The 12,291-nt window shown below is 58.8% G+C and carries 8 protein-coding genes; 6 read left to right on the top strand and 2 right to left on the bottom strand.

Going from position 1 to position 12,291, the window contains the following annotated elements; translation table 11 throughout:
• Positions 1 to 12 precede the first annotated feature (12 nt).
• Positions 13 to 369 (top strand): hypothetical protein, encoded by a 357-nt coding sequence (locus tag KW846_RS26375; protein WP_218486050.1) that lies wholly within the window; start codon positions 13 to 15, stop codon positions 367 to 369.
• Between the two features lie 70 nt (positions 370 to 439).
• Positions 440 to 934 (top strand): GreA/GreB family elongation factor, encoded by a 495-nt coding sequence (locus KW846_RS26370; protein ID WP_116581821.1) that lies wholly within the window; start codon positions 440 to 442, stop codon positions 932 to 934.
• Here KW846_RS26370 and gdhA read toward each other — a convergent pair.
• A complete protein-coding gene (gdhA, locus tag KW846_RS26365; RefSeq protein ID WP_116581822.1) occupies positions 931 to 2,268 on the bottom strand; it encodes an NADP-specific glutamate dehydrogenase in 1,338 nt (445 codons plus the stop codon). The two genes, KW846_RS26370 and gdhA, sit on opposite strands and share 4 nt — an antisense overlap.
• Positions 2,269 to 2,641: 373 nt before the next feature.
• Positions 2,642 to 4,306 carry an energy-dependent translational throttle protein EttA gene (ettA, locus tag KW846_RS26360; RefSeq protein WP_007970893.1) on the bottom strand — a complete coding sequence of 555 codons (1,665 nt, stop codon included), beginning with the start codon at positions 4,304 to 4,306 and terminating at the stop codon, positions 2,642 to 2,644.
• A gap of 288 nt (positions 4,307 to 4,594) precedes the next feature.
• On the opposite strand from ettA, the gene KW846_RS26355 reads away from it, so the two are divergent.
• The 4 genes from KW846_RS26355 (at position 4,595) to KW846_RS26340 (ending at position 12,287) form a co-directional block, all read left to right on the top strand.
• Positions 4,595 to 8,443, top strand: a complete 3,849-nt coding sequence (locus KW846_RS26355) for an EAL domain-containing protein (RefSeq protein ID WP_218486049.1) — start codon at positions 4,595 to 4,597, stop codon at positions 8,441 to 8,443.
• 152 nt (positions 8,444 to 8,595) lie between these two features.
• Entirely contained in the window at positions 8,596 to 9,849 is a 1,254-nt protein-coding gene (gene glyA, locus KW846_RS26350) for a serine hydroxymethyltransferase (RefSeq protein ID WP_007970889.1), read from the top strand.
• 249 nt (positions 9,850 to 10,098) lie between these two features.
• On the top strand, positions 10,099 to 10,656 hold the full coding sequence (locus tag KW846_RS26345; protein WP_256356872.1) for a hypothetical protein: 558 nt from the start codon (positions 10,099 to 10,101) through the stop codon (positions 10,654 to 10,656).
• Between the two features lie 317 nt (positions 10,657 to 10,973).
• Complete coding sequence (locus KW846_RS26340; RefSeq protein WP_102702058.1) at positions 10,974 to 12,287, top strand: C4-dicarboxylate transporter DctA; 1,314 nt, start codon at positions 10,974 to 10,976, stop codon at positions 12,285 to 12,287.
• The last annotated feature ends 4 nt before the right edge of the window (positions 12,288 to 12,291 follow it).

The following is a 12,291-nucleotide window of genomic DNA, read 5'->3' as shown; positions in this document are numbered from 1 at the left end:
CCGGAGAGTGAAATGTGGCGGCGTGTAGGATGGTTGGCTGTGTTGTTGCTGATCGCAGGTTGCCAGTCAACCCACGATGACCTGCTCGCCAAAGGTTACCCGCCCGCCTTCGCCGATGGCTTCGATGACGGTTGCAGCAGTGGCCGGCAGGCCGCCGGGGCGATCACCGGCGAATTCCGCAAGAATGTCCCGCGCTACCTCAAGGATCCGTTGTACGCCGAAGGCTGGAGTGATGGCTTTCGCCAGTGCCAGGCCATGCGGGATAACCAGGACAGTGGGGATGGGCGCAATAGTCATCTGCAAGAGCGCGACAAAGCCTGGCAGCAACAGAAAGACCAGGACGCTGCCCGGGCCTATCACTCGCCGTAAGTCGCTTTCAGACATCTAGTGAAACCAAATGCCTGCGACCATGGCCCAAATCCTATATCGGGAGATTTTCATGAGTCGTGCCTTCGTCAATGAAGATAACGCCGCCGCGCAAGCCGATCAGCCCGTCGAACGGCAAGTCAGCGCGCAGCCCAATTACGTCACGCCGCAAGGCCTGAGCCTGTTGCAGAGTAAAGTCGCCGAACTGCAAAGCCTGCACGCCGAACAATCGGCAAAAGGCGAGCAGGCCGACAAGCAGCGCCTGGCCGATCTCGAACGTGATCTGCGTTACTTCAAGCAGCGCCTGGGCAGCGCTCAGGTGGTACCCGCCGCGACGTCGACCGAAAAAGTGCAGATCGGCAGTTGGGTGACCTACGCCGATGAACACGCCACCGAACGCCGGGTACAACTGGTGGGCGAAGATCAGGCCGATGCCGCCCACGGCCTGATCAATTGGGGTTCACCGCTGGGCCGGGCACTGCTCGGTGCACGACTCAACGATGAAGTGCTGTGGCAGCGCCCAGCCGGGGATCAACTGATTGAAGTGATCCGTATCGAGCCGACTTAGACCACGCCCTGGGCCAGCATGGCATCGGCAACTTTGACGAAGCCGGCGATGTTCGCGCCCTTGACGTAGTTGACCCGACCATTCTCTTCGCCGTAATGCACGCAGGCGTGGTGGATCGACTGCATGATCGCGTGCAGCTTGCTGTCCACTTCACCACCGGTCCACGCAAGGCGCATGGCGTTCTGCGACATCTCCAACCCGCTCACCGCCACACCACCGGCATTGGACGCCTTGCCCGGCGCGAACAGAATGTCGGCCTCGATGAACAGGTCCACCGCCTCCAGGGTGGTCGGCATGTTCGCGCCCTCGGCCACACAGATGCAGCCATTGCGCAGCAAGGTGCGAGCGGCTTCGGCATCCAGTTCGTTTTGCGTCGCGCACGGCAGCGCGATATCGCAGCTCAGGTTCCACGGAAGCTCACCGGCGCGGAACTCCAGGCCAAAACGGCCGGCCAGCTCACGGATGCGGCCGCGTTGTACGTTTTTCAGTTCCAGCACCGCCAGCCATTGCTCCTCGGTCAAACCGCTTTCGCAATACAGCGTGCCTTCGGAGTCGGACAGCGAAATCACTTTGCCGCCCAGGTCCATGACCTTGCGCGCCGCGTATTGCGCGACGTTGCCGGAGCCGGAGATCGCTACGCGTTTGCCTTCCACGGCCAGGCCGCGACGCTTGAGCATTTCCTCGGCGAAGTACACGCAACCGAAGCCGGTGGCTTCCGGACGAATCAGGCTGCCGCCGTAGCTCGGGCCTTTGCCGGTCAACACGCTGGTGAACTGGTTGCTCAGGCGCTTGTACTGACCGAACAGGAAGCCGATTTCCCGCGCACCGACACCGATATCCCCGGCCGGCACGTCAACGTCCGCGCCAATGTGGCGGTACAGTTCGCTCATGAAGGCCTGGCAGAAGCGCATGACTTCCGCGTCGCTTTTGCCTTTGGGGTCGAAGTCGGAACCACCCTTGCCGCCGCCCATGGGCAATGAAGTCAGGGAGTTTTTGAAGGTCTGTTCGAAGGCGAGGAATTTCAGGACGCCCATGTTCACCGACGGATGAAAACGCAGGCCACCCTTGTACGGGCCGATCGCGCTGTTCATCTGGATGCGGAACCCGCGATTGACCTGGACCTTGCCCTGGTCGTCGACCCATGACACGCGAAACACCACCGCCCGCTCCGGCTCGCAGATGCGCTCCAGGATGCCGGAGGTCAGGTAATGCGGATTGGCTTCAAGAAAGGGCCACAGGGTACGCAAGACTTCTTCGACAGCCTGGTGAAATTCGGGTTGATCCGGGTCGCGTTTTTTCAGGCGCGCAAGGAAGGATTCGACGGATTCGATCATGGAAAAGTCTCGGCAAATTTATTGTCGTTGGAGGAGATTGAGCCGGACTGTAACAAACGATTCGCGCACAAGAACAGAGCAAAATGTCGCATTAATGAAATTAAATGGTGCACAGGATATAAATAAACCCTGTTTTCCAGGTCATTTATGCACCTGAATGGGGAGAGCAACTCAAGTCTTGCACCAACAGTTACATCGCCATCGCTGCAAGCCAGCTCCCACAAGTTTTGTAGCCGAGCACACATTTTGGGCATTACCCAAACCCTGTGGGAGCTGGCTTGCCAGCGATGAATGCGCCACGGTATCCCTGAAAAAACCAACGCAAAAAAAAACGGAGCCCGAAGGCTCCGCTCTTTATGCAACCAACCCGATATCAGGCCAGTTTCTTGTGCCGTACACGATGCGGCTGGGCAGCCGCTTCGCCGAGACGCTTTTTACGGTCGGCTTCGTACTCGGTGTAGTTGCCTTCGAAGAACACGGCTTGCGAGTCGTCTTCGTACGCCAGGATGTGCGTCGCGACGCGGTCAAGGAACCACCGGTCGTGGGAGATCACAATGGCGGCGCCCGGGAAGTCCAGCAGGGCTTCCTCCAGGGAACGCAGGGTTTCAACGTCGAGGTCGTTGGACGGTTCGTCGAGCAGCAGGACGTTGCCGCCCTCTTTCAGGGTCAGGGCCAGGTGCAAGCGACCACGCTCACCACCGGACAGGTCCTTAACGAACTTCTGCTGATCGCCCCCCTTGAAGTTGAAGCGACCGACGTAGGTGCGCGACGGGATCTCGTAGTTGCCGATGCGGATCTGGTCGGAACCGTCGGAAATCTGCTGGAACACGGTCTTGCTGCCGTCGAGGTCTTCGCGGCTCTGATCCACGCAAGCCAGTTGCACGGTTTCGCCGACTTCGATGCTGCCAGAATCCGGCGTTTCCTTGCCCATCAGCATGCGGAACAGGGTCGACTTACCGGCACCGTTACCGCCGATCACGCCAACAATGGCGCCTTTAGGCATGGAGAACGACAGGTTGTCGATCAGCACGCGGTCGCCGTAGCCCTTGGTGACGTTCTTGAATTCGATGACCTTGTCGCCCAGGCGTGGACCGGCCGGGATGTAGATCTCATTGGTTTCGCTGCGCTTCTGGAATTCCTGCGATTGCATTTCTTCGAAGCGTTGCAGACGAGCCTTGGATTTCGACTGGCGGGCCTTGGCGCCTTTGCGCACCCACTCCAGTTCTTCCTTCATGGCTTTTTCGTGGGCCGACTGCTGCTTGGATTCTGCAGCCAGACGATCGGACTTGGCTTCCAGCCAACCCGAATAGTTGCCCTCGTACGGAATGCCCGCGCCGCGGTCGAGTTCCAGAATCCAGCCGGCAACGTTGTCCAGGAAGTAACGGTCGTGCGTGATCGCAACCACAGTACCCGGGAAGTCGTGCAGGAAATGCTCGAGCCATGCAACGGAGTCGGCGTCCAGGTGGTTGGTCGGTTCGTCGAGCAGCAGCATGTCCGGTGCGGACAGCAGCAGACGGCACAGAGCCACACGACGCTTTTCACCACCGGACAGGTGTTCGACCTTGGCATCCCAGGCCGGCAGACGCAACGCATCGGCGGCGACTTCCAGCTGGCGTTCCAGGTTGTGGCCGTCGCTGGCTTGCAGGATGGCTTCGAGCTTGGCCTGTTCGGCGGCCAGTTTGTCGAAGTCGGCATCCGGATCGGCGTAGGCCGCGTAGACCTCGTCCAGACGCGCCTGGGCGTCCTTGATCACGCTGACCGCTTCCTCGACCACTTCACGCACGGTCTTGGTCGGATCCAGCTGTGGTTCCTGCGGCAGGTAGCCGATGTTCAGCTCCGGCATCGGACGGGCTTCGCCCTCGAACTCGGTGTCAACGCCAGCCATGATTTTCAGCAGCGTGGACTTACCCGAACCGTTGAGGCCGAGTACACCGATCTTGGCGCCGGGGAAGAACGACAGAGAAATATTTTTCAGGATTTCCCGCTTCGGCGGAACAACTTTGCCCAGCCGATGCATGGTGAATACGTATTGAGCCATGGAGAACCTAGGGTCAGTGACTGATGAATGATTGGAGCGCAGGCAATGCCCGGCCAGACCGTGCGCGTCGCTCGCTTGAGGCTATCAATACGTGCGCGCTGAAAAAGCCTGAGTCTAGGAGCTGGAACGCTCCCGCGTAACCGGCAAAGCTACCTTAATGACCGATGGCAGTCCAGCCGACGGGCTGGGGCTGGCACTTCGCCACAACTCAAGGCATGCTAGCCGCCCTTCGGGCGTCCGGCTTATAGTGCACGTCGCGCCAGTCCAGCCAAACCGCAGGATTACAGCTTGTCCAATGTCCCTCCGCCCTTGACTTCCAGTGCGCCGACCACAGCGCCCGGCTCCCCCCTGCGCGGAACCTTGAAGGGCACCTTGGCGACACTTGCGTTGTTGTTGCTGGCATTGCTGTTCTGGCAGTTGTTCGATCAGTTGCGCGAAACCCAGAAAAACCAGCGTCAATACACCATCGACTACACCGCCGATCTGGCCGCTCAGGTCAGCCTGAACATGGCACTCAACGCGCAGATCGCCCTCAACCTGTTGCCCATCGTCGAGCAACCGCAGGATGCCGATGAACTGCAGGCCCTGCTGCGCAAGCTGCAACAGTCGCTGCCGGAACTGCGCAGCCTGGCCTTGCTCAGCCCCTCGGGGAAAGTCATCAGTGACAGCGCTCCCGACAGCGAAGACAGCGACTACCTGGGTGAACTGGTACGCCGCAGCCACGCTCAGGCGCACTACTTCAGCAACGCCACCGATGGTTCTATGGTGCATTTATTGTTGCATCAGGCCAGCGGCAGCTCCCGGGGCTACTGGGCCTTGCGCCTGACACCAACCTTCTTTGCGTCCTTGACCAAGCAAAGCGAGACCGGCAGCCGTCCGTTGTGGCTGGTGGAAAACCGCATCAATCATCAGATCATCAGCCGTGACGAAGGGCTGCCCTCGGTCAATCCGGGCACGCTGACCGAGGACGATGTCGCCAACAGTGTGCTGACGGTTCCGCTGAGCAGCAGCGATTGGCAATTGCGCGGCTTATTTGACCGTCAGCGCGTACTGGAAGAACTGCTGCCGGCGTTCATCGGCAAATGCCTGCTGGGCCTGGCGTTTTCCATGCTGCCGTTCATCGCTTTGCTGAACATGCGCCGGCGTCAACGCCAATTGAATGAAGGCCGCCGGCGTTATCAGGACATTTTCGAAGGCACCGGTGTGGCCTTGTGTGTCCTCGACATGTCCGGGCTGAAGAGCTTTTTCGACAAGGCACACCTGCAGGACAGCGAACAACTGCAAGCGTGGCTGGCGATCCCGGAAAAACGCCGACAACTGGTGCAGGAACTGCGGATCACCGAGGTCAACCAGGTCGCACTGCAGTTGCTCAATGTCGATAACGCCAATAAAGCCTGGAAGCTGCTGATCGACGGCCATCCGCTGGACGGCACCGCCATCGGCAACAAGGTGCTCGATGCAGTGCTCAATCAGCAGCAACAGCTTGAGCTGGAAATCAAATTGCAGGATGCCGGCGGTCGCGACCAACACCTGTGGCTGGTACTGCGCCTGCCGCAAACCCAGGACGATTATAAATCGGTGATTTTGAGCATCACCGACATCACCAGCCGCAAGCTCATCGAGTTGTCGTTGCAAGAGCGCGAAGGGTTTTGGTCGGACGTGGTGCGCACCGTACCGGACCATCTGTATGTGCAGGATGTGATCAGCCAGCGCATGATCTACAGCAACCACCATCTGGGCCAGACGCTGGGTTACAACCGCACCGAACTGCACCAGATGGGCGAATACTTCTGGGAAATCCTCCTGCACCCCGAAGACGCCGACTATTACCACCGCTCCCGCCAGGTCCAGCGCCAGGCCGGTTATCGCCAGTTGATGCAGTGTCAGTTGCGTTTCCGCCATCGGGACGGCCTGTGGCGACGCTTCGAGATTCGCGAGCAGGCACTGGCGCGGGACAACGAGGATCAGGTCACACGGATCATCGGCGTGGCCAAGGACATCACCGACCAGATCGAAGCCAGCGAATCCCTGCGCGACAGCGAGCAGCGCTATCGCATGCTCGCCGAAAGCATCAGCGACGTGATTTTCTCCACTGACAGCCGCCTTAACCTCAACTACGTCAGCCCTTCGGTGCAAGCCGTGCTGGGCTATGACGCCGAGTGGATTTTCCAGAACGGCTGGCAATCGACCATCGCCAACCCCCAACAACTGACCGGCATCTACCACCTGATGGACCGGGTCAGCAAGGCGCTGGACCAGCCGGACCAACTGGCGGTGTTACGCAGCCAGGTACAAACCCAACTGTTCCTGTTCGATTGCCTGCGGGCCGACGGGCGCAAGATCCCCATCGAACTGCGCCTGGTGTTGGTCTGGGACGAACACGGGACGTTCGAAGGCGTACTAGGCGTCGGCCGCGACATCAGCCAGCAACGCCGGGCCGAAAAAGATTTGCGCATGGCCGCCACGGTATTCGAGCACTCGACCTCGGCGATCCTGATCACCGATCCGGCCGGCTACATCGTCCAGGCCAACGAAGCCTTCAGCCGTGTCAGCGGCTATGCCGTGGAGCAGGTGCTCGATCAGTTGCCGAACATGCTGACCGTGGACGATCAGCAGGAAGCCCACCTGCGTTATGTGCTCAAGCAATTGGGCCAGCACAGTACCTGGGAAGGCGAAGTCTGGCTCAAGCGCCGCAACGGCGAGCATTACCCGGCCTGGGTCGGGATTACCGCCGTACTCGACGACGAAGGCGACCTGGCCAGTTATGTGTGTTTCTTCAGCGACATCAGCGAGCGCAAGGCCAGCGAGCAGCGGATTCATCGCCTCGCCTACTACGACGCCCTGACCCACCTGCCCAACCGCACGCTGTTTCAGGATCGTCTGCACACGGCACTGCAATCGGCCGAACGGCAGAAGTCGTGGGTGGTGCTGATGTTCCTCGATCTCGATCGCTTCAAGCCGATCAACGATTCCCTGGGCCACGCCGCCGGCGACCGCATGCTCAAGGAGATGGCCACGCGCCTGCTCGGTTGCGTAGACGATGACGACACGGTGGCGCGCATGGGCGGTGACGAATTCACCTTGCTCCTGCAACCGCGAGCCAACCGGGAGATCGCCCTGAACCGGGCCATTCACGTGGCCGAACAGATTCTCGCCAGCCTGGTGAAACCCTTCGTGCTCGAGGGCCGCGAGTTCTTCGTCACGGCCAGTATCGGCATCGCCCTGAGTCCACAGGACGGCAACGAACTCAGCCAGTTGATGAAGAACGCCGACACCGCGATGTACCACGCCAAGGAGCGCGGCAAGAACAACTTCCAGTTCTATCAGGCGGACATGAACGCCAGCGCCCTGGAGCGACTGGAACTGGAAAGCGATTTGCGCCATGCCCTGGAACAGAACGAATTCGTGCTGTATTACCAGCCGCAGTTCAGCGGCGACGGCAAGCGCCTGACCGGTGCCGAGGCGCTGTTGCGCTGGCGTCATCCCCGCCGCGGGCTGGTGCCGCCGGGGGATTTCATTCCGGTGCTCGAAGAGCTCGGGCTGGTGGTGGATGTCGGCGACTGGGTGATCAGCGAAGCCTGCCGCCAACTCAAGGCCTGGCATCAGGCCAGGGTACGGGTGCCGAAGGTGTCGGTGAACATCTCCGCGCGGCAGTTCTCCGACGGCCAGCTCGGTACGCGAATCGCCACCATCCTCAAGGAAACCGGCCTGCCGCCGGCGTGCCTGGAACTGGAACTCACCGAAAGTATCCTGATGCGCGAAGTCAGCGAAGCGATGCAGATCCTCGACGGCCTGAAGAACCTCGGCCTGAGCATTGCAGTCGACGATTTCGGCACCGGTTACTCATCGCTCAACTACCTCAAGCAGTTCCCGATCGACGTACTGAAAATCGACCGTACCTTCGTCGACGGATTGCCGTCGGGCGAACAGGATGCGCAGATCGCCCGGGCGATCATCGCCATGGCCCACAGCCTTAACCTGGCGGTGATCGCCGAGGGTGTCGAGACCCATGAACAGCTCGACTTCCTGCGCGAGCACGGCTGCGATGAGGTGCAGGGTTATCTGTTCGGCCGGCCGATGCCGGCGGGGCGGTTCGAAGGGCAGTTCAGCAATGATGCGCTGTTCATGTTTGACTGAAACTCAATGTAGGAGCTGCCGAAGGCTGCGATCTTTTTGACCTTGAGGTCATGAACGCCACTTGTCTGCGACATGATGCCGTTTCATATGCCATCTAAAACCCATTGGGTTAGAATGCCCCCCTTTTCCGCCCCCGATCCCTGAGGACCGCCATGTTCAGCCGTGATTTGACTATTGCCAAGTACGACGCAGATCTCTTTGCCGCCATGGAGCAAGAAGCTCAGCGCCAGGAAGAGCACATTGAGCTGATCGCTTCGGAAAACTACACCAGCCCTGCGGTGATGGAAGCTCAAGGCTCGGTACTGACCAACAAGTACGCCGAAGGTTATCCGGGCAAGCGCTACTACGGTGGTTGCGAGTACGTAGATATCGTCGAGCAGCTGGCTATCGACCGTGCCAAAGAGCTGTTCGGCGCCGACTACGCCAACGTTCAGCCGCACGCCGGTTCGCAAGCCAACAGCGCCGTTTACCTGGCCCTGCTGTCTGCTGGCGACACCATCCTGGGCATGAGCCTGGCCCACGGTGGTCACCTGACCCACGGTGCCAGCGTTTCGTCCTCGGGCAAGCTGTACAACGCCATCCAGTACGGCATCGACGCCAATGGCCTGATCGACTACGACGAAGTCGAGCGCCTGGCCGTTGAGCACAAGCCGAAAATGATCGTGGCCGGTTTCTCTGCCTACTCGCAGATCCTCGACTTCCCGCGTTTCCGTGCAATCGCCGACAAGGTTGGCGCGTACCTGTTCGTCGACATGGCCCACGTGGCCGGTCTGGTCGCCGCTGGCGTCTACCCGAACCCGGTTCCATTCGCTGACGTCGTGACCACCACCACCCACAAGACCCTGCGCGGTCCACGTGGTGGCCTGATCCTGGCTCGCGCCAACGCCGACATCGAGAAGAAGCTGAACTCCGCAGTATTCCCGGGCGCCCAGGGCGGCCCGCTGGAGCACGTGATCGCAGCCAAGGCGATCTGCTTCAAGGAAGCGCTGCAGCCTGAGTTCAAGGCTTACCAGCAACAAGTGGTGAAAAACGCCCAGGCCATGGCCAGCGTATTCATCGAGCGCGGTTTCGACGTGGTTTCCGGCGGTACTCAGAACCACCTGTTCCTGCTGTCGCTGATCAAGCAGGAAATCTCCGGTAAAGACGCCGACGCCGCTCTGGGCAAAGCGTTCATCACCGTGAACAAGAACTCCGTACCAAACGATCCACGCTCCCCGTTCGTCACCTCCGGCCTGCGCTTCGGCACTCCGGCCGTGACCACTCGTGGCTTCAAGGAAGCAGAGTGCAAGGAACTGGCCGGCTGGATCTGCGACATCCTGGCTGACCTGAACAACGAAGCGGTGATCGATGCCGTTCGTGAGAAGGTCAAGGCCATCTGCAAGAAGCTGCCGGTGTACGGCGCTTAATCAGCCCCGCTAAACTGCAGTAATGAAAACCGGCCAGAGATGGCCGGTTTTTTATTGCCTGGAGTTTAATTAGCGACTCATACCCGCAAGACAACCAACTAACAGCACCACAACACCCAGGCAAAAAAAAATTACACCCTGCCACTTGCAAACTTAAACCCTTGCAACACACACGGCACCCTCAACCAACAAAAACTGCTTATTCTAAAACCCGCTTCAATCATCAACCAATAACGAATGGGTTACATCATGAATGGCAATATTGAAAAATCTTTCATCGCAATACTGCGAATGTTTGACCATAAGGTGAATGTTCTTGAACTGCTCCACGGCAAACCGGCGATGGCCACCATCAGACTGTTCAGCGGAGGCTCTTTCATCGGCAGACCGCAGCCTCAGGACCACTCCCACCTGCTCGGAATACGCCCCAACGAGCAGATCGGTGAAGTGACAAGTTTGAAACTGCACTTTCTGCATACCGCTGACGGGTACATACTTACAATAAAAAACAAGGGTGATTATTATAATCGGATCATCAGCGAGAACTGGATTGATACCTTTGAAGCCATGGATTCAGACACTGACGAACCAACAGCCTTTACACTTCTCAATCATCAAGGCGCAGTGGTTACACTGGATAATTTACCGGCGACTCACTCACAAATCTCACTAAAAATAGAAGACAAACATTACATGGGCGGACTTAAAGTAAATGGCTCGCCCTATGTTTATCTTGGAAAAACTGAAGAGCGCTCAAAAATTACTTTCATCCTGACTATCCTTGAAAGAAAAGCACCTCGAACCTGATTTTACCCACAATAACGCTCGAACAAACACCATCAAAAGCGGCTTACATAACGTCGCCCGCAGGCTGCCTCTCGGGGCAGCCTCACCCATATTCTCAAAAAAATCGGCATCCGATTTTTCCCGCACCGCTCAAGACCGTGCATTCCGCCCAACTGGTATGACCGGTCATGCCAATTTTGTAAATTTCGCTTGCGACCCATCAAAATCAGCGCCTAAACTGCACCCGCACTGGACATACCGGTAAGACCACAATAATTAAGTCCTGAATCTGATGTGCCCCGCACACCGCAGCCAGGACACCGACCAGGATTCCTCCCATGCTCAGATGGTGCTCGCGTTCAATCTTCCTTCAAGTGGTTCTCGGACTGGTGCTCGGCATCGTCTGCGGTCTGACCCTTCCCGAATACTCCGCCCAACTCAAACCCCTCGGCGACGGCTTCATCAAGCTGATCAAGATGCTCATCGGCTTGATCGTGTTCTGCGTGGTGGTCAGCGGCATCAGCGGTGCCGGCGACCTGAAAAAGGTCGGGCGCATCGGTCTGAAATCGGTGATCTACTTCGAAGTGCTGACCACCATCGCCTTGGTGATTGGCCTGGTGTTCGCCTTCAGCACCGGTATCGGCAGCGGCGCGAACATTCACCTGGAGCAGCTTTCCGCAGCCGACATGGGCGATATTGCCCAGCGCAGTCAGCACATGCACACCACTACCCAGTTCTTGATGGACCTGATTCCGACTTCGGTGATCGGTGCCTTTGCCGATAACAATATCCTGCAAGTCCTGCTGTTTTCTGTGTTGTTCGGCAGTGCACTGAATCTGGTGGGCGAGGCGGCATCGGGTATTTCGCGGCTGATCAATGAGCTCAGCCACGTGATCTTCCGCATCATGGGCATGATCGTGCGACTGGCACCGATCGGTGTATTCGGTGCGATCGCCTTCACCACCAGCAAATATGGCCTGGACTCGCTGCAGCACCTGGGCAGCCTGGTCGGCCTCTTCTACCTGACCTGTGTTGCATTCGTGGCCCTGATTCTCGGCCTGGTGATGCGCCTTTCCGGCTTGAAGATGTGGCCGTTGCTCAAGTACCTGCGCGAAGAACTGCTGATCGTCATGGGCACCGCTTCGTCCGACGCGGTGCTGCCACAAATCATGCGCAAGCTTGAACACCTGGGCATCGGCAGTTCGACGGTCGGGTTGGTGATTCCAACGGGTTACTCGTTCAACCTCGACGGCTTCTCGATCTACCTGACCCTGGCCATCGTGTTCATCGCCAACGCCACCGGCACGCCGCTGGCCATGACTGACCTGCTGACCATTCTGCTGGTGTCGCTGATCACATCCAAAGGCGCCCACGGTATTCCCGGCTCGGCGCTGGTGATTCTGGCGGCCACCCTGACAGCCATTCCGGCAATTCCGGTGGTGGGTCTGGTACTGGTGCTGGCCGTGGACTGGTTCATGGGCATCGGTCGGGCGCTGACCAACCTGATTGGCAACTGTGTGGCGACCGTGGCCATCGCGCGGTGGGAAAAGGACATCGATGTGCAGCGGGCGAACAAGGTACTTTCCGGTCAGGCCGGTTACACCTTTCAGCCGAGAAAACCGGTTGCTCAAGCGGCAGCCAAAGAATTCTGAATGA

Source organism: Pseudomonas sp. PDM32, from assembly GCF_019219225.1.
GTDB classification, from domain to species: Bacteria; Pseudomonadota; Gammaproteobacteria; order Pseudomonadales; family Pseudomonadaceae; genus Aquipseudomonas; species Aquipseudomonas laurylsulfatiphila.
Note: the sequence above shows the minus strand (reverse complement) of the source record. Positions and strands in the feature narration are given on the sequence as shown.

Excerpts from the sequence above, each read along its gene's own strand:
- ettA (WP_007970893.1), bottom strand. The coding sequence starts at position 4,306 with ATGGCTCAATACGTATTCACCATGCATCGGCTGGGCAAAGTTGTTCCG.
- KW846_RS26345 (WP_256356872.1), top strand. The coding sequence starts at position 10,099 with ATGAATGGCAATATTGAAAAATCTTTCATCGCAATACTGCGAATGTTT.
- KW846_RS26340 (WP_102702058.1), top strand. The coding sequence starts at position 10,974 with ATGCTCAGATGGTGCTCGCGTTCAATCTTCCTTCAAGTGGTTCTCGGA.
- KW846_RS26370 (WP_116581821.1), top strand. The coding sequence starts at position 440 with ATGAGTCGTGCCTTCGTCAATGAAGATAACGCCGCCGCGCAAGCCGAT.
- glyA (WP_007970889.1), top strand. The coding sequence starts at position 8,596 with ATGTTCAGCCGTGATTTGACTATTGCCAAGTACGACGCAGATCTCTTT.
- gdhA (WP_116581822.1), bottom strand. The coding sequence starts at position 2,268 with ATGATCGAATCCGTCGAATCCTTCCTTGCGCGCCTGAAAAAACGCGAC.
- KW846_RS26375 (WP_218486050.1), top strand. The coding sequence starts at position 13 with ATGTGGCGGCGTGTAGGATGGTTGGCTGTGTTGTTGCTGATCGCAGGT.